The 23,046-nt window shown below is 42.1% G+C and carries 18 protein-coding genes; 7 read left to right on the forward strand and 11 right to left on the reverse strand.

Annotated features, from left to right (window positions below; all coding sequences use genetic code 11):
* Positions 1-13: 13 nt before the first annotated feature.
* The 7 genes from AHMF7605_RS00700 to AHMF7605_RS00730 form a co-directional block, all read right to left on the reverse strand.
* Positions 14-1,555: a TolB family protein gene (locus AHMF7605_RS00700; RefSeq protein WP_106925482.1), complete on the reverse strand. Its 1,542-nt coding sequence runs from the start codon at positions 1,553-1,555 to the stop codon at positions 14-16.
* 438 nt (positions 1,556-1,993) lie between these two features.
* The gene (locus tag AHMF7605_RS00705; protein WP_106925484.1) at positions 1,994-2,455 is read right to left on the reverse strand and encodes a DUF4268 domain-containing protein; all 462 of its coding nucleotides are present in this window, start codon (positions 2,453-2,455) and stop codon (positions 1,994-1,996) included.
* Between the two features lie 129 nt (positions 2,456-2,584).
* Positions 2,585-3,502, reverse strand: a complete 918-nt coding sequence (locus AHMF7605_RS00710) for a TIGR01777 family oxidoreductase (protein ID WP_106925486.1) — start codon at positions 3,500-3,502, stop codon at positions 2,585-2,587.
* A 163-nt stretch (positions 3,503-3,665) separates the two neighbouring features.
* Positions 3,666-4,376 carry a GTP cyclohydrolase I FolE gene (gene folE, locus AHMF7605_RS00715; RefSeq protein ID WP_394336178.1) on the reverse strand — a complete coding sequence of 237 codons (711 nt, stop codon included), beginning with the start codon at positions 4,374-4,376 and terminating at the stop codon, positions 3,666-3,668.
* Complete coding sequence (locus AHMF7605_RS00720) at positions 4,339-4,746, reverse strand: 6-pyruvoyl trahydropterin synthase family protein (RefSeq protein ID WP_106925490.1); 408 nt, start codon at positions 4,744-4,746, stop codon at positions 4,339-4,341. Before AHMF7605_RS00720 ends, folE begins: the two co-directional genes overlap by 38 nt.
* Before the next feature lie 218 nt (positions 4,747-4,964).
* The gene (gene trxA / locus AHMF7605_RS00725; protein ID WP_106925492.1) at positions 4,965-5,291 is read right to left on the reverse strand and encodes a thioredoxin; all 327 of its coding nucleotides are present in this window, start codon (positions 5,289-5,291) and stop codon (positions 4,965-4,967) included.
* Positions 5,292-5,580: 289 nt separating this feature from the next.
* On the reverse strand, positions 5,581-6,129 hold the full coding sequence (locus AHMF7605_RS00730; RefSeq protein WP_106925494.1) for a pyridoxamine 5'-phosphate oxidase family protein: 549 nt from the start codon (positions 6,127-6,129) through the stop codon (positions 5,581-5,583).
* Positions 6,130-6,447: 318 nt separating this feature from the next.
* On the opposite strand from AHMF7605_RS00730, the gene AHMF7605_RS00735 reads away from it, so the two are divergent.
* Together AHMF7605_RS00735 and AHMF7605_RS00740 are read left to right on the forward strand one after the other, a co-directional pair.
* A complete protein-coding gene (locus AHMF7605_RS00735; RefSeq protein WP_106925496.1) occupies positions 6,448-7,035 on the forward strand; it encodes a YdeI/OmpD-associated family protein in 588 nt (195 codons plus the stop codon).
* Between the two features lie 352 nt (positions 7,036-7,387).
* Positions 7,388-8,533: a DUF3179 domain-containing (seleno)protein gene (locus AHMF7605_RS00740; RefSeq protein WP_106925498.1), complete on the forward strand. Its 1,146-nt coding sequence runs from the start codon at positions 7,388-7,390 to the stop codon at positions 8,531-8,533.
* Between the two features lie 267 nt (positions 8,534-8,800).
* On the opposite strand, the gene AHMF7605_RS00745 is transcribed toward AHMF7605_RS00740, so the two are convergent.
* The gene (locus AHMF7605_RS00745) at positions 8,801-10,312 is read right to left on the reverse strand and encodes a polysaccharide lyase (RefSeq protein ID WP_106925500.1); all 1,512 of its coding nucleotides are present in this window, start codon (positions 10,310-10,312) and stop codon (positions 8,801-8,803) included.
* A 515-nt stretch (positions 10,313-10,827) separates the two neighbouring features.
* On the opposite strand from AHMF7605_RS00745, the gene AHMF7605_RS00750 reads away from it, so the two are divergent.
* Both AHMF7605_RS00750 and AHMF7605_RS00755 read left to right on the forward strand, forming a co-directional pair.
* Positions 10,828-11,196 carry a YciI family protein gene (locus tag AHMF7605_RS00750; RefSeq protein WP_106925502.1) on the forward strand — a complete coding sequence of 123 codons (369 nt, stop codon included), beginning with the start codon at positions 10,828-10,830 and terminating at the stop codon, positions 11,194-11,196.
* A gap of 44 nt (positions 11,197-11,240) precedes the next feature.
* Positions 11,241-12,473, forward strand: a complete 1,233-nt coding sequence (locus AHMF7605_RS00755) for an RNA polymerase sigma factor (protein ID WP_199200171.1) — start codon at positions 11,241-11,243, stop codon at positions 12,471-12,473.
* 185 nt (positions 12,474-12,658) lie between these two features.
* Here the strand turns inward: AHMF7605_RS00755 and AHMF7605_RS00760 are convergent, their stop codons facing one another.
* The 3 genes from AHMF7605_RS00760 to AHMF7605_RS00770 form a co-directional block, all read right to left on the reverse strand.
* On the reverse strand, positions 12,659-15,406 hold the full coding sequence (locus AHMF7605_RS00760) for a T9SS type B sorting domain-containing protein (RefSeq protein WP_106925506.1): 2,748 nt from the start codon (positions 15,404-15,406) through the stop codon (positions 12,659-12,661).
* 168 nt (positions 15,407-15,574) lie between these two features.
* A complete protein-coding gene (locus tag AHMF7605_RS00765; protein WP_106925508.1) occupies positions 15,575-16,051 on the reverse strand; it encodes a hypothetical protein in 477 nt (158 codons plus the stop codon).
* 212 nt (positions 16,052-16,263) lie between these two features.
* Positions 16,264-19,023, reverse strand: a complete 2,760-nt coding sequence (locus AHMF7605_RS00770; RefSeq protein ID WP_106925510.1) for a T9SS type B sorting domain-containing protein — start codon at positions 19,021-19,023, stop codon at positions 16,264-16,266.
* A gap of 388 nt (positions 19,024-19,411) precedes the next feature.
* Here AHMF7605_RS00770 and AHMF7605_RS00775 point away from each other — a divergent pair, with 388 nt between their 5' ends.
* The 3 genes from AHMF7605_RS00775 to AHMF7605_RS00785 all read left to right on the forward strand — a co-directional run bounded on the left by AHMF7605_RS00775 (position 19,412) and on the right by AHMF7605_RS00785 (position 22,965).
* Entirely contained in the window at positions 19,412-20,092 is a 681-nt protein-coding gene (locus AHMF7605_RS00775; RefSeq protein WP_106925512.1) for a succinate dehydrogenase cytochrome b subunit, read from the forward strand.
* Between the two features lie 18 nt (positions 20,093-20,110).
* Complete coding sequence (locus tag AHMF7605_RS00780; RefSeq protein WP_106925514.1) at positions 20,111-22,024, forward strand: fumarate reductase/succinate dehydrogenase flavoprotein subunit; 1,914 nt, start codon at positions 20,111-20,113, stop codon at positions 22,022-22,024.
* Positions 22,025-22,209: 185 nt separating this feature from the next.
* The gene (locus tag AHMF7605_RS00785) at positions 22,210-22,965 is read left to right on the forward strand and encodes a succinate dehydrogenase/fumarate reductase iron-sulfur subunit (RefSeq protein WP_106933300.1); all 756 of its coding nucleotides are present in this window, start codon (positions 22,210-22,212) and stop codon (positions 22,963-22,965) included.
* The last annotated feature ends 81 nt before the right edge of the window (positions 22,966-23,046 follow it).

Here is a 23,046-nt window from a genome sequence, read left to right on the forward strand (position 1 = left end):
GCACGTTACCAGCTTATTTTGCCGGAGCTGCGCCCGTATCTGTGTTGCTGATAAAGGCAATTCGTTTACTATCCGGCGACCACGACGGCGTATTAATGGAACCTTGTCCGCCGTAAACATACGCAATAACTTTGGGCGTGCCGCCGGTAATGGGCATCAGGCGTAAGTAAACGTGCTTGTAAAACGGGTGATCGCCCGATTTTACTTCGTCTTTGTTAAAAGATAACATGACAATCCATTTGCCATCGGGCGATACGTGCGGAAACCAATCGTGGAATTCGCCGGTGGTAACGGCTTCCTGCTGGCTGCCGTCAGGGCGCATGCGCCAGATTTGCATGGTGCCGGAACGGTTGGAGTTAAAATAAACCCATTTACCATCAGGGGTATATTCCGAACCATCGTCTAAACCTTGGGCAGTAGTTAAACGGGTTTCCGGGCCGCCGCTTGCGGGTACTTTATAAATATCAAATTCTTTATTGCGCTCGCCGGTAAACAGCAACGTTTTGCTGTCCGGCGACCAGCCGTGCAGGTAGGAGGGACCCGTAGGCGTAATTAATTTAGGTTTGCCCCCAGTTATTGGTACGGTATATACCTGCGAACCTTGTTTGGGGTCGTCGCCGGAACTGCTTAAGCCCAGCATTTTGCCGTCGAAGGAAAGCACGTGGTCGTTGTTGTTTTTCTTAACGTAATCGGTATTTAAAGCCTGAGGAGTGCGCTTGGCTAAATCGAAGGTATACATTAACCCTTCCGCGTTATAAATTAATCTTTTGCCGTCGGGTGTCCAGTTAGGCGCTTGTAAAGATTTGGGCGAGTTATAAATAATTTGCCGGTTTCCGGTGGCTACTTCCAATAATTCAATTTGGCTGCCGATATATTCTTTGTAAGGTACAAAATTAGCCCGGGCCGGAACGGAGATGCGTACATCCCGGAACATACCGCGTTCGCTTACTTGAGGGTTATGCGAACAGACAAATAAACCCACGTATACCTGGTCGCCTAAGTCGACGTTGGTTAACTCCGTAGAGACAAAAGGCTGCCCAAACTTAGCCACCTTCATTGTATATTTACCTCCGCGCCGCTCCAATTGAATAACATCCGGACCCGTAACGGTAGAACGGATTTCTTCGGTAGCGGCACCGCTGGTTCGCCGGTATTGCAAAGCGGTTAAGCCATCGCCGTGCACGGAAGCATTTACGTGGGCGGCACTCGAATCTAAGCTCTGCCGGACAATCCAGCCAATTTTGCGGTGCGGATCCACGCCTTTGCCCAGCAACTGACCGCGGGTATACAAGATAAAGTCGCCTTTCAAGCGTTTCCAAACAAAATGAAATTCGTCGTGCGTGCCCCACATGTTGGTGCCGGAGCCGGTTAATTCGTATTCGCCGGTAGTGGTTTTATAAGTGGCTTTGCCTGCTTGCCGCACTTTTCCCACATCGGTTTGTCCTTCAAAAATTCCTAAAGCAGTTTTTTGCGCAAACGCAGCAACCGCTAACAGAAGAAATAAACCAGAGCATACCGAAACTCTTAGGCTAAAGTAGTAGAACTTGTTTTTCATAAACCAATTTAATAAAAATGGATGAAATTAAAATGTACACCGCCCGAAGCAGGTTGTATTTTGACGGGTACAAGATAATTAAATGCCGGATGTGGAAATAATAAATGCTTAATTTATTATACTTAAACAGGTATTACGTTTCACGTTCTAGGTTATACGTTTGTAAACTGCTATCTATCAAAAATTTACTTACATTACTACTTATGCTTCATTTCAATCCGATACTCATTCGTATAAGTAACCCTGGTATTTTAGTTCATTAACTTCGGTTTATATGGAAGCACCCAGAGAAGAATATGCAGCTTTTGCACACGAGGATGCACATTATTTAACCGAGTGGCGAAACATAAAAGAATTTGAGATCTCTACTTTTAACTAGTATGCTTTCTTTTTCGGAATATTCTGGCTGCTTTACCGAAAGCTAAATATTTTATATAGTTACCGCAACTCTTCAAACGCATACTGGGCATCGCTCCAGAAGGCATCCAAGGCAATAATCCGGGGCTTGAAAAACGAAATCAAAGTTGGCCAATCGTCGCTGTTAAATACACTCACCTTAGAAATTTCCTGGTAAATACGACTAATAATCCGGCCGTTTTCGTCAGTGCTGTGTAAATCCCATTGCCATTCTTCGCCAACTATTTCTTCCAGCAAGGTTTTATGAAAGGTGAACTGTTCAAAAATTAATTCTTGCATTTCGGTATCCGGGTGAGTGATTTCAATGGCAATAGAAGCCGTTTTTTTATCAGCCCGCATCCGGAAATAAAGGTGTTTAAAACCGGTATTATAGTTTATCCAGTTGGCTTTTAAACCTTCCGCTGAAAGTACCGGAGTCATGTATTGGCCAAAGGCCGTCCAAAACGCTTGACGGAGTTGGGAGGCTTGTTCGCGGGTGTACATGCCAAGAGAATTTCTGTATAAATGGTGGTATACTTTAACTAATTAAATCCGGTTTTAAGATTTAGTTAAAAGGGGAGAAATTACAATTATAAAGAATAGTGAAAATTTCCTTCAATGTGAAAATGAATTTTAAACTTCATTTACGTAAAGCGATTCCAGTGCTTGATCGAGGTAATTATATTCAAAGGTAAAACCAGTTTGCAATACTTTGTTGGCACTTACCCGCGAGCCGCCTAGTACGGTTTCACTCATTTCTCCTAACATTAATTTTAACCCAAAGGCCGGTACTTTTAAACCGGAAAGGGGCTTATGCAGAATCTCGGCCAGGGTACGCGTAAATTCCTCGTTGGTAATTGGGTGTGGGGCTACCGCATTGTATACGCCACGGAACTGATGATCTTCGATAGCAGCAATAAACAGGCGGCATAAATCGTCCAGGTGAATCCAGGAAATATACTGCTGACCCGAGCCGAGCGGAGCACCAACCAAATACTTAATAGGTCTGGCTAATTGGGGCAAGGCACCCCCTTCTTTACTTAAAACAATACCTATCCGGAAAATAATGGTACGAATTCCCAACTGAGTAGCCTCATTAGCCGCGTTTTCCCAATCCCGGCATACATCCGCTAAAAAATCATTTTCGGCGTAGCTGCTTTCTTCGGCTACCAAACGTTCGCCGCTGTTACCGTAAATACCCACCGCCGAGGCAGAGATAAAGCCTTTCACGTGGTGCATCGTTTTTTGTAATTGATTTATCAGCAAGTTGGTGCTTAATATCCGGCTATCGCGAATTTCCTGCTTGCGTTTATCCGTCCATTTGCCATCGGCTACGCTCGCACCCGCCAGGTTAATAATATAATCGGTGTAGGTGAGGGCAGCTTCTTCAATGTAATTTTTATCGATATCCCATTTAAATGTTTGGTATTTCGAATGCTTCGAACTGCTCCGGCTTAGGTGAGCTACTTCGTAGCCCAAGTCGATGAGCATTTCCGAAAGACGGGTGCCAATCAGGCCCGTACCGCCGGTTATGAGTATTTTACCTGCCATGAAATTTGTTTACGCTGAACTCGGATACGTGAATTAGATTACTGAAACGAAACAACTCAACAAGTAGTAAATAGGCGCGGGAATAAGTAATAAGCCACAATATACAATAATTAATTATTAAATTTATATATATAAAAAATTATTTATTTAATTACCGCTATTTTTATTTTCGGATGTACTGTAAAAACTCCTGCCGGTACTTATCTTCCTGAAAAAGGCCCGAAAATTCGGTGGTAATAGTGCTGCTGCCTACGTCGTTTACTCCCCGGCTCATGACGCATAAATGGTCGGCTTCGATGTAAACGGCTACATTTTGAGTGTGGAGAACTTGCTTTAATTCATCGGCTATTTGCATAGTGAGGCGTTCCTGTACCTGCGGACGTTTGGCAAAATACTGCACAATCCGGTTTAATTTAGATAATCCCACCACATTTTTCTCCGGCATATAAGCCACGTGAGCTTTACCAATGATAGGCACAAAGTGGTGCTCACAGTAAGAATAAATGGTAATATCGCGCTCTACCAACATTTGATTATACGCGTACCGGTTTTCGAATAATTTCGCGTGCGGTTTATTTTCCGGGTTCAGGCCGCGAAATACTTCGTTAACGTACATTTTTGCTACGCGGTGGGGAGTACCCTGTAAGCTATCGTCCGTCAGATCTAAGCCTAGCGTATGCATAATCTCCCGGAAATAAAAAGTAATGCGCTCAATCTTTTCGGCATCGCTCAGGGCAAAAGCATCCGGGCGCAATGGGGTTTCTATGGCAGAATGAACGGATATAGGGTCGGTCTCTTCAGATTCCAAATCTAGTGGTATGTTAGGGGTGAGTGGTTTATCCATGGTATTCAACAAAATTGCGGTCGGTTTCAAACAAGGTAACAGATAATTCGTAGGCCGCCGAAATTTTCTCCCGTAGCAGGTTCCAGATCACGATAGCAATATTCTCGGCAGTAGGGTTTAAATTTTTAAATTCTTCGGTATCCAGATTTAAATTGTGATGGTCGAATTTAGCAAGGATCTCCGTTTGAATTAAATCGCTGAGTAGTTTCATGTCGTACACATAACCCGTGTCGGGGTTAATGGATCCGGTTAATTTAACCGTGAGGGAATAATTATGGCCGTGATAATTTGGATTATTACACTTGCCAAATACCCTCTGATTCATTTCGGGGCTCCAGGCTGGGTTATTCAGCCGATGAGCGGCATTAAAATGTTCTTTTCTGCAAACGGTTATTTTCATCAATAGAGCTTAACAGACTAAGGTAGTAAAATGTTCTGGTTATAAATTCTTTCGGCTACACCGTTTAAGTTATTATACGCAGCCGTTCTATTTGAATACAATAATTTAAAAAATCTGAATAAAATAAGCTTCTAATCCACTTTTTTAGAAGCTAGAATGGAAAATAAAAAACCCTCCTGCTTTTTAGCAGAAGGGCTTTTGTAGTAATAAAATATAGATTAAGCTATTTGGGCGTCTAACTTTTGTGCAAGAGCAGCTTTTGGCACGGCACCTACTTGTTTATCCACTACCTGACCATTTTTAAATACGAGCAGAGTAGGAATGCTACGAATACCAAACTTAGCCGATGTTTGCGGGTTAGCGTCTACGTCTACCTTACCAACTACCACTTTCCCTTCGTATTCGCCGGCTAACTGTTCTACTACCGGACCTACCATGCGGCAAGGTCCGCACCATTCGGCCCAAAAATCTACCAGTACAGGTTTATCAGAGTTAATAACTTCATCGAAGTTTGCATCGGTTATTTCAATTGCTTTGTGTGCCATAACTTTTTAATTAAGCATTAAGTTAAATAATTATTATAGAAATATAGGCTTCAAATATGGTTCCAAGCGGTATTACTGCCATATCGGCTTACTTCTTATAACTCCAAATCCAGGATTTGGTTTTAAAAAGAAGAAAAGTTTTGTAAATCTATCGTAAAAACACGATAAAAGCAAATATTTCTTTTGCCTGACAAGCTGGCCGATAATCCTGACAGTCTTTCAAGCAGCTTCAGGCTGGTGGTACCGCATCTTTAACTTAGGCGTGAGGTAAAGCTACTTAAATTGAATTCTATACCGACAAATTAGTGGGTAATCCGTCTAAACTTAGTAAATTTTTTTCCTGCATGTACGCTGCTAACCCATCAGCACCTTTTTTCTGCGCCCAATCAAAATGAATGTCGCGCTCACCCGTGTAATTATAAAGGGGCACTCCAAAGCCACAGGAAGTCTGGACCAGGTGAATATCGGCTACTATAATCTGGCGGGTGCTGGGGTGAATTTTAAAGTGAGGCGCATAGGTATTCCATTCTAGGGAATGGGGTAGTACCGTAAAACCCTTACCGTATAACCGCAAAATGTTGGGCGTACCCGCAAAGGAGCAAAACATAAAAGTGATGCGACCATTTTCTAGGGTATGCGCCGATGTTTCGTTGCCGCTGCTAATTAAATCCATGTACGCTACCTGGTTCTCCGACAAAACCCGGAAACAATCCAATCCTTTCGGCGACAGATTAATGTGCCCTTCCGGACTTAAGGGAGCGGTACTTACAAAAAATATGTGCTGATCTTGAATAAATTGCTGGTGCGCCGGTTTTATGGAGTCGTGAAATTTGCCCATGCGTATAATTCGTTTATGGCTGTGTTACGAAAAATAATAATAAGATAGGAGGGAAGCAACTATAGATTCTTGCCTTGTCCCGCCTCGGTGTTTGGCAAGTACAAACAACTAGATTTAAATACCTTTTTAAAGCCGATAAGATTATGAAATACGCCTTCGGCATAAAAGAACAAAGGATGAAATAACCATTAAAAAATTTTTGGCGGATGTAAAATAGTTGAATATAAGGGGAAGTCTGTAAAATAATAGGTATTTGATTACCTCTGTTTTAAGTTTAAATTCAGGCAATCTTAAAATTAACAATCCGCTACGTTATTTATGGAATTAAAAGCAGGCATCAAAACTTTTTATGCCGCCACGCGCGCAGAGTGGCGGCAGTGGTTGGAAGAGAATCACCAAAAAGAAAAATCGGTATGGCTCATTATTTACAAAAAAGAAAGTAAAGTACCTAGTGTGTATTACCCCGAGGCCGTAGACGAAGCCCTTTGCTTTGGTTGGATAGATAGTAAGGCCAATAAACGCAATGCTATTAGTTACTACCAGTTTTTTAGTAAACGAAAAACAAAGAGCAAATGGAGCCAGGTAAATAAAATTAAGATAGAAAAATTACTGGCTGATAATTTAATGGCTCCGGCGGGACTGGCCATTATAGAGGTGGCAAAACAAAACGGCTATTGGTCGGCTTTAGACGAAGTAGAGGCTCTTCTTATTCCGGAGGATTTGCAAAATGCATTGAATAATGATAAAAAGGCATTAGATAATTGGAATAAATTTCCGAGGTCGGCTAAACGGGCCATTTTAGAATGGATTTTGAACGCTAGACGCCCGGAAACCCGGGAAAAAAGAATTACAGAAACGGTAACTTTAGCTAATAAAAACCTCCGGGCCAATCAATCCCGTCCCTAAATAAAACCAGAAGTCTTCCCTATTTACATTTAGCAAATCTCGTATTCTAAATCCTATTTACGTTTTCTTTTTTTTAATGCGCACCAGGTATAATTTCACATTTTTCAAGAACTTTGAGTATACTATCTCCCGCAAAATATTTATGGCAGGTGGGAGTTAGATTAAACATCAATCTGAAATTATTTAGTATTTAATCGGAAAACTTTAACGATACTCGCTAAAATAGACTTATTCCGAACGGCAAGTTATTTTCCCTTATTCTTATAAATTAGATAACTATCATTGGTAAGCTACATTTAGTTATTAAAAATCTTAAATTTGAAGTCGTTTTTTAACCCATGTTCCGGAGCTTATGAAAAAACTTTTTTACGCTGGTATTTTAGGTTTTTTGTTGTTTGAAATTGCTAATGTATATTTTATCATGCCGATGCCGGGCAGCCAGGAAATGAATAGCATCACTTTAGCTTATTTTCTGTATTCCTGGCGCTGGTTATTCCGGATAATTTTCGCTTTTCTCATTATTGTAGGCTTTAGAAATGCCTATAAACGTTCCCGGATTGTCTCCGTGCTTTCTTTGGTTATCTTATCCGGGATTGTGTACGCCGCTAATTTTCAAATGGCGGCTGATGCTATGTTTCTATCTCCTAAAACCCTGCGCATGAGTAATGCCGATAACAACCAGGTAGATTTGAACCGGCAAGTGCTCGGAGTTGAACGTAACGGGGAAGCCAAAGCTTATCCAATCCAGTATTTAGGTTACCATCACCAGGTTTTAGATACCATTGCCCAGCGACCCATCATGATTACTTATTGTACCGTTTGCCGTACCGGGCGCGTGTTTGAACCAATTGTTAACGGAAAAGCGGAAACTTTTCGGTTAGTGGGTATGGATCATTTTAATGCTATGTTTGAAGATAAAACTACTAAAAGTTGGTGGCGGCAAGTAACCGGCCAAGCCATTGCCGGGAAATTAACCGGCCAGAATTTGCCGGAAGTAAAAAGTTCGCAATTAGCTTTAAACCAATGGTTAGAGCTTTATCCGAACAGCTTAATCATGCAACCTGACCAGGATTTTACGGCAGAATACGATAGTTTAAGTAATTATGAAACGGGTAAGCGCAAAGGAAAATTAACCCGCCGCGACACCCTTTCGTGGCAGGATAAGTCGTGGGTAGTGGGCGTTGTATCCGGCCAGGAAAGTAAAGCTTATGACTGGAATACTTTACTAAAAGAACGGATTATTTACGACGAACTAAACGGGCAGCCAATAGCCGTACTAGTTGCTAATGACAATAAAAGTTTTGCTGCTCTGCAACGCCTTACTAAAAACCAGAAACTTATTTTAAAAGGTAATACGTTGCAAGATCCTCTGAACAGTTATAATTTGCTGGGTGCCGCCCTCAATCCCTTAGTTCCGAGTCTGCCCAGATTAAACGCTTACCAGGAATATTGGCATAGCTGGCGAACGTTTCACCCCAACACTAAAAAATATGAATGATGGTTTTTAATAATGTGCTTTTATTAAGCTTCATGGATCAAAAGTAAAAGCTATCTTTTAAGCCCTTAGTCGTTTGCGCCTAAGTAAAGGTTAATTGTTTTATTTATTAACTCCGCTTCATTATTGTTTATTTGAGGCAAATAGTTTTAATCTATTCACTTGAGTTTTTATCAATCTATAAATAAACAAGTCCCGGGTTAACCTTAACCCGGGACTTGCAGCATAAAACAGAATATTGTGTGCTTTACAGTTATTTGTGCTTTACAGTTATTTTAGAATAATACCATCGGAAGCGGTTGCCGACATGATGCCCATTACATTTTTTACCTGCACTTTTACCCATTTTGAACCTACTCCGTTGGATAAAGTCCAAGGCCGGGTAGGAGCAATTGGTTCCCAGTTGGTCCAGGTGCTATTAGCATTGTCATAAAACCGCATGTGGGTGGCATTTACCGCTTTAATAGAAAGGGTGGCCTGGGTAGAATAAGTAATAGAGGCATTATCGTTGATTAAAATACTTGCCACTGGGGTACCTGTCCCATCGGTAGCATTATTCACTACGGTAAAGTTAACCGAACTGGTGCTGGTTCCATTGGTGCTGCTGTAAGTGGTTACATTCAAAGTGTATTTTCCTATGCCCGGAGTCCAGAAGTTCGGGTTGCCATTGGTATAACCATACAAAGCATAAGGGGCAGTGGTTTGGGTAACATTTTGTGTTTTTGTTCCCGTTAAATTAAATCTTACGCTGTCTGCTTGATAATTAGGGATTGCCATTATGTTAAGATTAGTAGTGCTTATCGCCGCTAAATCCAGAGTATCGCCGTTGGTAATCGTTTTTAAGAGTTGATTAGTATTAGCATTGAGCCAGGATATTTTTAGCGGCTGAGTAGAATAGGAAGCACTGGCACTGGTTATTGGAAAAGATGAAAGTGGATTGTAAGAGCCGTAAGGAGCCACATCTTTATAAGAGGCATCGCTGTTACCCGTCCGGACCTCATCTAAATATAAAACCCGTTTCGTAATATCGTACCATCTTCTTTTGTAAATACCCGCTTTAAAATACGGATAAACCTGGTCGTTGTAACAATTTGGTCCTTTGTAGTCCACCACTTTAATCCCGTTTTTCCATACTTCTAGTATCCCATCCGATTCGTGCGAGAAGTTTATGTGGTACACCATATCTAACCATTTATCTTTCTCTAACGGACCTAAATCAAATACTTTTTTGCCACTTACGGAACCATTGGTATTAGTAGCCTCTGTTGCCCAATTTATAACAAACGAAAGCCGTCCTTTAGCCACAGTTAAGGAAAGCGGAGGAAGACGGGCATCTTCGCCGGCATCTTCTACGGCGTGCCACTGTGATATAATGTCCCAGCCTTCTGCATTGTAATCGTTTTCCCAAGAATCACTTGGCAGGTATAAACTGGTACCATACCAACGGTTACTTTCCGTTTCGGCGGACAAAAGAATTTCGGAACGGACACTGCCATCTCCGTTGCGCATTTCAAAACGCGCCGCATTGGCGCCGTTACGGACAAAATCATTATTTATAGCAAGGGCATAGGGAGTAAAAACCTGTTTTCTAAAATAAGAACTTAAAACAGGTTCAAATAGAGCTTCTGATAGTAAATTAGGTCGGCCATCGGAACTAACGATAGCGTTGGAAACCGAAGTTTTGCTCACGGAATAAGGCTTGGGAGCAACTAACTCCTCCGGCTCGCAAGACATGGTAAATAAGGATAAAAAGGACAAACCAATAAGTAGATTTTTCTTCATAAAATATAGATGTTTCGGATTTTAATTAAATTAAGGTGTAATAGTTAAGTACAATTGCAATGAGTTTTATAGATGATATATAAGTGTTATTGATAGTATAGATACATCTTATTAAATAGGATTATTCCTATTAAAACATTCTTTAAATAGTTATTGAACGAAATATTATATGATTTTTTTATTTTATCATCCTTGTGTACCGGCATTTACAAAAACGGGGCTAAAAATAGCAGGCTCAACAATGCACAATAAAATATTTGTCATTATCCAATCCTTATATTTATATAATTATATATAATATAAAATCTAAAAGGTATTCAGAATAAAGATTTAGACAGATTAAGGATTTATAAACAGGTATTTAAATGGAGGGAATTCTTTTTAAACAGGTATTTTGCCATTGTTTGGCAAAAGGGATAAAATTTTATAAATTTCTTCTAATAATGTCCAATTTGGTTTGAGTCAATTGATATAAGGTTGTAGTAAGTATATTCACAACTTTAAACACTAACAAAATGGATGAATTTCTTTTAATTTTTCGGCACGAAGATGGGCAAAAAATAGCTTCGCCGGAGCAAATACAAACCTGGATGAAACAAACTATGGACTGGATTGGTGGTATTGCGGCTCAGAACAAATTTAGCGGGGGTAATGGCTTACCATTTGAGGATGCCCGGGTAGTAAGACCCAACAACCTAGTGACCAATGGACCTTTCGGAGACATTAAAGAAACTATAGGCGGCTACATTATTGTAAAAGCCCATTCTGTTGACGAAGCCGTTGAATTTGCCAAAGGTTGTCCGGTATTGCAGGGCCATGGTAATAGTGTAGAGGTCCGGAAAATAGCAAAAAACGATACCATTCAACACGATACCATTCATTAACTGCTTTAAACGCTTCTGTAGTTTAACGGAAGCGTTTTTTTATTATGTCACACGAGTTAGTACCCCATTTATTTCGGACCGAATACAGCAAAATAGTAGCCGTTATAGGAAAGTTTTTAGGATTGGAACACCTTGAAATAGCTGAAGATATTGCCAGCGAAACCTTTATCGCTGCCCTGGAGACTTGGCCTTATAAAGGAATTCCGGAAAACTCTACTGCCTGGCTGTACGCAGTAGCTAAAAATAAAGCTAAAAACTATCTTACTCGCCACCACCATTATACGGAAAAAATTGCACACAAAATAAAATCTACTGCTACCCAAAGCCCGGAAATAAATCTGGACTTATCAGATCAAATTATTAAAGATAGTCAGCTGCAGATGTTATTTGCAGTTTGTCATCCGGTTATTGCTCCGGAGGCACAAATTAGTTTGGCTTTGCGTTTTTTAGGAGGTTTTGGGATTGAGGAAATAGCCAATGCCTTTTTAACGAATAAAGAAGTTATTAACAAACGCTTATTTCGGGCAAAAGAAAAATTACGCGAGGCAAAGATACAAATAGAATTGCCGCCGGAAGCAGAGATAGATAATCGATTGGAAACAGTTCTGACAACCTTATACTTATTTTACAACGAAGGTTATTATTCTGAAAGTCGGGATGTTGTTTTGCGGGAGGACCTTTGCTTAGAAGCCATGCGCCTCACTTACTTGCTCCTTCAAAACGAAAAAACGAACCAGCCCGCCGTAAATGCTTTATTGTCTTTAATGTGTTTTCATGCTTCCCGGTTTCCGGCTCGGAAAGATAATAACGGGGAAATAATTTTGTACCAAGAGCAAGACGAAACACTTTGGAATAAGGAGTTAATTTCGAAAGGAATATACTTTCTGCGCCAAGCTGCTCAAGGTAATAAAATTTCTAAATACCACTTAGAAGCGAGTATTGCCTACTGGCACACCATAAAAGCAGATACTCCAGAAAAGTGGGAATCTATTTTACAATTGTACAACCAATTATTATTACTAGAATATTCTCCGATTGCTGCTCTCAACCGAACCTATGCGCTTGCTAAAGCAAATAACAAGCAAGAAGCCCTAATTCAGGCCGAAAAATTACAGCTTACTCATAACCCTTATTACTACACTTTACTCGGAGAACTTTACTTGGATATAGATACTGCTAAAGCTAAAATCTATTATGAAAGAGCGTATACCTTGGCCAAAACGCAAACGGATAAACAAACAATCCAAAAGAAATTAAATAAACTTGCTTTTAAGTAGTGTATACGCTAATACTATTTATACAAAATTAAATTCTACTTCCACCTGAAGCATAACTCCTTTCCTGTATAGTTGATAACATAAAGGCAAGCAAACTCTTTGATTATGATTGTTGGGAGGAAATAAAAATAAAAGTCCGGGTTTGCCGGACTTTTATTTTTATTGTTAGAAGAAAGACAGCTTTTTTACCGCACTATTTCTACCCAGCCTTTGTAAGTTTTGCGGGCATTTTTAGGATCTAAGGTAAAGAACTCAACCTCGGCCTGGTAGTAATAGACGCCATCTGGTACTTTATTGCCGTTATTATCTAACCCTTTCCAGTTAATGAGCGGATCGGAGCTGCCTTCGTACAACTTTGCGCCCCAGCGGTTAAATACGGTAAACTTCGTCGATTTTATAAAGCTAGGTCGTTTATCATCGGGTTTAAACACGTCGTTTTTACCATCGTTATTCGGTGTAAAAATGTTTGGCAAACTAAAATAGAAGCAGTTGTCTTTACAAACTTCATTACTTACGGCGCTTTCATTGCCGGATGCATCGGTGGCCGTAACTACATAGCAACCCGCAAACGACGTTAGATTCTGGTGCGTGTACGTAGTAATATCCGGGCCGGTAAAGGCAATGGAGTCGTACTCACTTTCCGGCGAAGCTTTAAAATAAATAGTATAATAGGCAATATCCTTACTACACGGCGGCGTAACATTTGGTACCCAAGTTAAGATGTTCTGAATAGGAGTATTGGCCGTTAACTTATCGCAATCCAGTTCATTTAAGCTAAGTACTGGCGGGCACGGTGCCGTTACATCCTCGAACAGGACACAGGAAATCTGACTATCGTTGAGTAGTAAATACGGAATTCTGGGATTGGAGTAACGGCCTTTGGTGGTAACGTAGTAACAATATTCCTGATTTTCCTGCAAAGGTTGGTTATTAAAAGTACCCTGATCCGTGTACGTGCCGCCGTTAATGGTAGCGTCCACACTGTCTATTAATACAAAGTTGTTATCAATGCGCCGGTAAATTAAATGCTTCCGTGCGGTATTATTCCACGGTACGCGGTAAGTCCAGGTGAGAATGTTTGTTTTGTTTTCCGATACCGTAGTGAGGCGCACACTCGAACCCGGGGAGGCAGTGTCTACTAATGCTGTTGGAGTACCGCCATTAGGTGAATGGAAAAACTCGATCTTATAGGTATAGGCATTAACCTCGGTATTCAGGTTAGTATCCGTGTAGGTAGTATCGTTTAAATTGTTGGTTTGGTAAATTTGGGCAAAAGCTGCCACGGTACCTACCTGCCCTTCGGCCCGGGATAAACGGTATTGCAAGGGCGGCGTTAAACCTTCCACGCCTTCGTGCGGCTTGGTCCATTTAACTAATATTTTACCGGTAGTAGGGGAAGTTTCCGTAACACTTACGTTGGTAAGCATGGGTACATTATCGGGCAAGGTAATGCATACCGGCGGAGCCGCTAAACTTTCGCCATTGCCCGGAGGTGCCCAGGCGGCGTAAATAGTATAACAATAAGTTTGTCCTCTTTTTAAGCCACCGGCTATGCCATTATCGTAAAAGGTAACTACTCCATTGTTTACCTCTCCCACTCGTACAAAACCAGTGGAGGCGGGTACGCCGGTAATGCATATTTGGGGAACAAAATCTGACTCGCCTTCTTTGCGGTAAATGAATAATTTCTCGGCGTTCTGGCATTCGTAATTTTGCCAGTTCAACCGGATTCCTCCTCCTTCAATGGTGGCCGTTAAACCCTGCGGAGCCGGCCCAATTACCCGAATGCTCCAGGGCTTTAAGTCCGCCAGCGGTACGGCCGCATTATCTACTGCCCGAAATACTACCTGGTAAGGTTTATCCCGGACATCGGTACAACTGGTAAGCCAGTTAAATTGCCCGTTGTTGTTATTAATCTGGTTAAATAGGGCCGGGGGCAAAATACCACCGTAGGCTTGTATCTTCAAGATATTTCCAGGGTCCGGATCGTTAGCCGTAATAATTTCACTTATAGTAGTTCCGGCCACCACGCAGAGATCTTTCTGGTTAAGCACCGGCGGTCTATTTTCAGTGGGCAAAACCCGGATTTGCATATCGCGCAGCACTTCCCCGATTTTACGCCCATCGCGCCATTCTTCCACAAAAAAAGCTACGTTGTAGTCGCCTAGGCGCCCCGGGGTATTCCAGGTAATTTGGCCCGTAATCGCATCAATGGTGAACGTGGGCGGACCACCCGGTGGATTGGGCAAAGCCGTACCACCAAACATATTCGGCCACTGAAACCCAAATACATTGGCTAGTATGGGGTTGCTAATATCATCCGTTAAATTTTGTTGCGAGGGAAATAACCGGAAAGCAATGCTGTCGCCGTCGGCATCAAAAGCCCCCGGATTATGCACGTATAACTGACCTGAAGTAGCCACATCAATGGGCGGGACTAATAATTGAGGGGTGTGGTTAATCGGTTCGAATAAATCAATGGTAAGCGTAGTTTTTATAACAAAATCCTGCTGATCGGATTGAGTCATGTTAACCACGTTTTTACTGCGGTTTACTTCGTAATATATAATGGTGTAAGTACCCGGTCCGGAATAAGTATGTTCAAAATAATAAACGTTACGCCAGGTATCAGGAGTAATTTTTTCGTGCCTTGCCCGGTCTCCATTAGGTGGTTGCGAAATGGTACCATCACCAAAGCTCACTGTAGATTGAGGATTATCGGCTTGGGAGTTAACATCGGCGTATTGCACCATTTTAAAAAAGTAGCGCAGCGGATTTCGATTAGCTACGGGTAAGGTAGTATCACTTTGAGCAATAATTTCGCCGGCCCGGATGTGCGTGGCCTGCACCTTGGTTGAAAAGCCCAAACACCAAACCAGCACACATAAGCAGAAAACCGGTATGGCTGTTTTGGAGGGTAAATTTATGCGCATAGAAAAGCTTTTTAGCAATAGAACGAAGGTGTGAGTAATATTAATATTATTAATTATAATAATTTAATAAAAAGCAATGTATGTTTGGGGTTGTAAACAATAATCCTAAGTTAGTAGCCAACTTGTTGTATATCCTTAAACATATCTTAATTACTTGTTCCTTCATAATCATTCTTTATTGATTTTAATACCCGTTAATTTAAAATTGTAATTTACTCTGTCAGTAGGTCCGGCGGGCGCTTCATCTATACACGTAGATTTTTCATCGCCGCTGTAAATAACCTTAATCGATGAATTCTTATGATTTCTAGCTAGTTTTCTTAATTGCTTGGTAGTAGAACAGATAAAATGGAAGCTCTCCATATTATCGGAAGTTTGATCGACAATAATATACTGGTTCCTTTCCGAATTGTAGTGTAAAGTTCCCTTAGCGTTAGCAAGAGTACGTACGGTAGGATTTTTACACCCGCAATCAAATTCTTCTTTCTCGCAACCGGCAATAGTAAAAAAGAATACTCCTGCAAGGAACAAAACAGGTATAGTTTTTTTGATTTTTATAATTTTCAAAATAAAAATACTAGCTAAGAAGTTTTTGGTATTAGCACAGTTACTTTCTATTGCCGTTACTTTACTTATTATAGTCAACCGTACTTGTTATAAGCTAACTCAATTTTACTAATAAAGTTAAATTGAGTTAGTCAGTTATGCGCAAATTAGTGGTTACTATTACTATAAGGTGGTAAAATTAAAATAACTAGTAATCCCGCAAAACAGAAAAGACCGGATTTTCCTCCAGCCTTTCCCTTATAATTGTCAAGAAAAACAACTTTTAACTTTCCAACTTTTAAACCAACACCCTATCGTACTATTTCCACCCAGCCTTTGTACGTTTTGCGGGCATTCTGCGGATCTAAGGCATAAAACTCTACTTCGGCCTGGTAATAGTAAATGCCATCGGGTACCCGGTTACCGCTTTTATCTACTCCCTGCCAATTGATTTTCGGATCAGCGCTGTTTTCGTAGAGCTTAGCGCCCCAACGATTAAACACCGTAAACTTCGTGGCCTTAATAAAACTTGGGCGTTTTTCGTCGGGTTTAAACACGTCGTTTTTATTGTCGCCGTTTGGCGTAAAAATATTGGGTAAGCTAAAGTAAAAACAACTGTTTTCTTTACACACTTCGTTGCTTAATGTACTCTCATTGCCCGCTGCATCTGTGGCAGTTACCACGTAACAACCCGCAAACGATGTTAAATTTTGATGCACAAACGTGGTAATTTCCGGCGCCGTGAAACCAATAGAATCATACGCGCTGGCGAGAGAAGCCTTATAATAAATAGTGTAATAAGCAATATCCGGACTGCAGGGGGCTGTTATATTCGGTACCCAGGTTAATAAATTTTGAATTGGAGACTCTTCGTCTAACTGGTCGCAGTTTATTTCATTTAAACTAAGTACCGGTGGACAAGGAGCGGTTACATCCTCCATAAGCACGCAGGAAATCTGGCTATTGTTGAGCAGTAAATTCGGGATTCTAGGAATGGCGTACCGCCCTTTGGTAATAACGTAGTAACAATATTCCTGATTTTCTTGCAGTGGCTGGTTATTATAAGTACCCCGGTCCACGTACGTGCCTCCATTAATGGTAGCATCCACGCTATCGATAAGGATAAAAGCATTGTTAATTTGCCGGTAAATTAAGTGCTTGCGGGCGGTATTATTCCAGGGTACCTGGTAGGTCCAGTTTAAGCTAATGGCGCCCCTTTCGGACGATGTAGTTAGCCGGACGCTCGACCCCGGAGAAGCGGTATCGACTAAAGCCGTCGGTGTTCCGCTCGTTGGGGAGTGAAATAGCTCTATTTTGTAGGTATAGGCCAGTTCTTCGGTATTCAGGTTAGTATCGGTAAATGTAAGTTCATCCAGATTATTAGTCTGAAATACGGGTGTATAAGCAGCAATGGCTCCTACCTGTCCTTCGGCGCGGGAAAGTCGGTATTCTAAGGGAGAAGTTAACCCTATAACTTCGCTTGGCTTAGTCCATTCTACTAAAATTTTACCGGTAGTAGTGGCTGTTTCGGTTACACTAACTTTGGTTAATAAAGGCACATCGTCCGGTAAAACTACGCAGGCCGGTACGGCAGCTAAACTTTCGCCGTTGCCGGGAGTCGGCCAGGCCGCGTAAATGGTATAGCAATAGGTTTGGCCCCGTTTTAAACCACCAGCAATACCATTGTCGTAAAAGGTAACATCATTTTTATTTACTTCCCCAATCCGGACAAAGCCTGAAGAAGGTGGTACTCCGGTAATACACACGGCAGGCACAAAATTGGACTCGCCTTCCTTGCGGTAAATATATAGTTTCTCGGCGCCTTGGCACTCGTAGTTTTGCCAGTTCAAACGAATTCCTCCTCCTTCGATAGTTGCTGTAAAATTTTGCGGTGCCGGGCCAATTACTCTTATATTCCATGGTTTTATGTCGGCCAACGGAAGAGGAGCATTGTCAACTGCCCGAAAAACTACTTGGTAAGGCTTATCCCGGACATCGGAACAATTGGTTTGCCATTTGAATGTAGCGGTATTGTTATTAATTTGGTTAAATAAGGCCGGCGGCAAAATACCACTGTATGCCTTTATTTCTAAAATGTTTCCGGGATCTGGATCTGTAGCCGTAATAATTTCACTTATAGTAGTTCCAGCTACCACGCAGAGGTCTTTCTGGTTAAGCACTGGTGGCCTATTTTCGGTGGGCAAAACCCGGATTTGCATATCGCGCAGCACCTCCCCAATTTTACGCCCGTCTCGCCATTCTTCCACAAAAAAAGCTACGTTATAATCCCCTAAGCGCCCGGGCGTGTTCCAGGTAATTTGGCCGGTAATGGCATCAATGGTAAAAGTGGGTGGACCACCTGGTGGATTAGGTAAAGCTGTACCTCCAAAGTTATTAGGATATTGAAAGCCAAATACATCGGTTATCATGGGATTATTTCTGTCCTCGTTCAAGTTTTGTTGCGAAGGAAATAACCGGAAAGCAATGCTGTCGCCATCAGCATCAAAGGCACCAGGATTATGCACAAAGAGTTGTCCCAGAGTAGCAAAGTCAATGGGTGGTACTAATAGTTGGGGCGTATGGTTAATGGGTACAAATAAATCAATGGTAATGGTAGTTTTTATCACAAAATCCTGATCTGTAGAATTGGTCATGTTTACCACGTTTTTACTGCGGTTTACTTCGTAATAAACCAGCGTAAAAATACCTGGGCCAGAGTAAACATGTTCAAAATAATAGACATTCTGGTAAGTGTCTGGCGTAATCAAAACTTTGGAAAACCGCTTGACGCCTTCCTTGCTGGCCGGGGTACTCGTGGAGGTTCCGTCGCCAAAGCTTACGATGGCGTACTCATTGTCGGCATTTGAGTTTTTATCCGCGTATTGTACTAACTTAAAAAAGTACCGGAGAGGGTTTCGGTTAGCGACGGGAAGGGTGGTATCACTTTGAGCAGTTATTTCGCCGGCCCGGATGTGCGTAGCCTGCACTTTGGTAGAAAAAACCAAACACCAAACCAACAACCATGCGCAGAAAACTGGCACGGCAGTTTTAGAGAGTAAGTTTATGCGCATAGAAAAGGATTTTAATAATAAAACGTAGGTGCTGGTAATATTAATATTATTCCACGGAATTATTTACTCTTAAAGGATAAAGAAAAGAAAACACTTTACTTACGGTTATTTATTTAAAAATTACTTCTAAAAGTTTTCTTTAAGCCAAGCCTTGTTAAAAGGTATTCTGTCCAATATTATAGTTAAAGAAACATAGGAGAATTTAGTAACAAAACAAAAATAAATACTGTTATAGATACAGCGGAAATCAGAATATAAACGGGTCTAATTTCTCTAATTTAGATTCATTCAAAATATGCATTTGTTTTGTTTTATATACCCTCCGCCATTACCTTTGAACACGTAACAAAACAATGCTTAACCTATCACTTAAACTTTATTTGTATAAATGAGTTGGTTCACAAAAACGTTTTCCAGTACTATTGGCAGAAAACTTATTATGTCCCTAACGGGCCTGTTTCTCTGTTCCTTTTTAGTGGTTCATTTAATCGGCAACCTGCAGTTATTTAAAGACGATGGCGGCGAAGCTTTTAACATTTATTCTAAGTTCATGGGCCATAACCCGGTTATTCGCACCCTGGAGTTGGTACTCTTGGCCGGTTTTGCGTTCCATATCTGGGATGCCCTGGCGCTAACCCGGCGTAATAAATCGGCCCGGTCAGTGGGTTATGCCGTTAATCACCTCGATCAGAACAGTAACTGGTCGTCGCGGAATATGGGTTTGCTGGGTACGGTAATTTTAGTTTTTTTACTAATTCACTTGTATAACTTTTTCTGGCGCGCCCGGTTCGGCGACTTACCGGTACAGACGATTGAAGGGGAAGAATATGAGGATTTGTACTCGGTAGTCGTGGAATCCTTTCAGATTTGGTGGTACGTCACTATTTACGTAATTGCCATGGCGGCATTGTGCTTTCATTTAATCCACGGTTTTGCGAGTGCTTTCCAAACGTTGGGCCTGAATCATAAAAAGTACACGCCGGCTATTCAAGCCATCGGCTATGGTTTCTCTATATTGGTATGTTTGGGTTTTGCCGCCATGCCACTTTACTTTTTCTTTCAGCGATAATTTAATTCATCTGCTTATATGCTATTAGATGCAAAGATTCCCGAAGGCCCATTAGCCGAAAAGTGGGAAAAACATAAATTTAACGTGAAGCTGGTAAACCCGGCCAATAAAAGAAAATACGATATTATTGTGGTAGGTACCGGTCTGGCCGGTGCTTCGGCGGCGGCTACTTTGGCCGAACTGGGATATAATGTAAAAGCGTTCTGCTACCAGGATAGTGCCCGCCGCGCCCACAGTATTGCGGCGCAAGGCGGTATTAATGCCGCTAAAAACTACCAGAACGATGGCGATAGCGTGTACCGTTTATTTTACGACACTATCAAAGGAGGTGACTATCGGGCCCGGGAAGCCAACGTGTACCGTTTGGCGCAAGTGTCTGTAAACATCATCGATCAATGCGTGGCGCAAGGCGTACCCTTTGCCCGTGAGTACGGTGGGTTATTGGCCAACCGTTCGTTTGGGGGAGCTCAGGTATCGCGTACGTTTTACGCCCGTGGCCAGACCGGACAACAATTACTACTGGGTGCCTACAGCGCCCTTAACCGCCAGATTGCAGCGGGTAAGGTATTAATGTTCCCGCGTACTGAAATGCTGGATTTAGTAGTGGTAGACGGCAAAGCCCGGGGCATTATTACCCGCCACCTAATTACCGGCAAAATTGAAACGCATAGTGCGCACGCCGTAATTTTAGCCACTGGCGGTTATGGCAACGTCTTTTATTTATCCACTAATGCTATGGGTTGTAACACCACGGCTATCTGGCGGGCACACAAAAAAGGCGCTTTCTTTGGCAATCCGTGCTTTACGCAAATTCACCCAACCTGTATTCCGGTTTCCGGCGAGTACCAGTCTAAATTAACGTTAATGTCGGAATCGTTGCGGAACGATGGTCGCGTTTGGGTGCCCAAAGCGGTGGGCGACAAACGGGCACCACAAGACATCCCGGAAAATGAACGCGATTACTTCCTGGAACGTAAATATCCTTCGTTTGGCAACTTGGTGCCGCGCGACGTAGCCTCCCGTAACGCCAAACAAGCCTGCGACGAAGGACGTGGCGTAGGATCTACTGGCCTGGCCGTTTACCTCGATTTTGCCGATGCTATTCAACGCGACGGTTTAGATAAGGTAAGCCAGAAATACGGTAATTTATTTGATATGTACGCCAAAATTACCGGCGAAAACCCGTATGAATCGCCAATGCGCATTTATCCGGCCGTACATTATACCATGGGCGGTTTATGGGTAGATTATAATTTAATGACGACTATTCCGGGCTTATACGCCACTGGTGAATGTAACTTTTCGGATCACGGGGCTAACCGTTTAGGTGCCTCGGCTTTAATGCAAGGTTTAGCAGATGGCTATTTTGTTATTCCGTATACCATTGGCGATTACCTGGCTCAGATGAAAACGGAAAAGGTAACCACAGATCACCCGGCTTTTAAAGAAGCGGAACAACAAGTTACATCTCGCATTAATAAATTTTTATCGATCAACGGTACTAAAACCGTCGATCATTACCATAAAGAACTGGGTTTACTCATGTGGGATTACTGCGGCATGGCCCGTAACGCCGAGGGTTTGCAGCATGCCAAACAAAAAATAAGCGAACTTCGCGCTGATTTCTGGCAAAATGTGCGGGTATTAGGCGAAAATGAGGAACTGAACATGACGCTCGAAAAAGCCGGCCGCGTTGCCGATTTTCTGGAATTAGGCGAACTAATGGTGGACGATGCCCTGAACCGGAACGAATCGTGCGGTGGCCATTTCCGGGAAGAATACCAAACTCCGGAAAACGAAGCTCTCCGCGATGATGCTAATTTTGCCTACGTAGCGGCTTGGGAATATACTGGCGACAACCAACCGGAAAACCTGCATAAAGAAGCACTAGATTTTGAGAATGTAAAACTCACGCAACGGAGTTATAAATAATTTATTAAATTAAAAATTAGAAATTATGGATTAGAAATTAAAATTAGGCAAATAAGAAATGGACAAAAAAGTAGGTTATGTGCAAGTGAGTCGTTTCTAATTGCTAATTTATAGTTCCTAATTTATTATTCATCATTCATAATTGAAAGATAAAAATGGCTGGTAATAATCCCAACGCAGCGCCAATGAACCTGACACTTCGGGTTTGGCGTCAAAAAAACGCGAGAACCCCAGGTAAACTGGTAACCTATAAAGTAAATAATATCTCGCCGGACATGTCTTTCCTGGAAATGATCGACGTGGTAAACGAAGATTTAACCCTGAAAGGTGAAGACCCGATTGCTTTTGACCACGATTGCCGCGAGGGTATTTGCGGTATGTGCAGCATGTACATTAACGGCAGGGCGCATGGCCCGGAAAAAGGCACCACTACCTGCCAGTTGCACATGCGTAAATTCCAGGATGGTCAAACCATTACCATTGAGCCGTGGCGTGCCAATGCTTTCCCGGTGCACAAAGATTTAAGCGTAGACCGTTCCGCTCTCGACCGTATTCAGCAGGCGGGTGGTTACATCTCCGTTAATACCGGCGGTGTACCAGACGCCAACGAAATTCCAATTCCGAAAGATATTGCCGATAAAGCTTTTGATGCCGCCACTTGTATCCAGTGCGGTGCTTGTGTGGCCGCTTGTAAAAATGCTTCGGCTATGTTATTCGTGAGTGCCAAGGTATCGCAGCTAGCTTTATTGCCGCAAGGTAAAGTTGAGCGCAAAACCCGCGTAGAGAATATGCTCGCCCAACACGATGCCGAAGGCTTTGGCGCTTGTTCTAATATTGGTTCCTGCGCCGCTGAATGTCCGGTGGGTATTTCCTTGGAAAACATTGCGATGCTGAACCGGGAATACCTGGGTGCGAAACTTACTTCCGAGAACGTAGGTTAATACAAGAGTTGAAAATAAAAAAAAGCGGACTGGAAGGTTCGCTTTTTTATGGACTACTATTTACCAGCCTTACTTTACCTT

Origin of the sequence: Adhaeribacter arboris (genome assembly GCF_003023845.1) — a bacterium.
Lineage (GTDB): Bacteria > Bacteroidota > Bacteroidia > Cytophagales > Hymenobacteraceae > Adhaeribacter > Adhaeribacter arboris.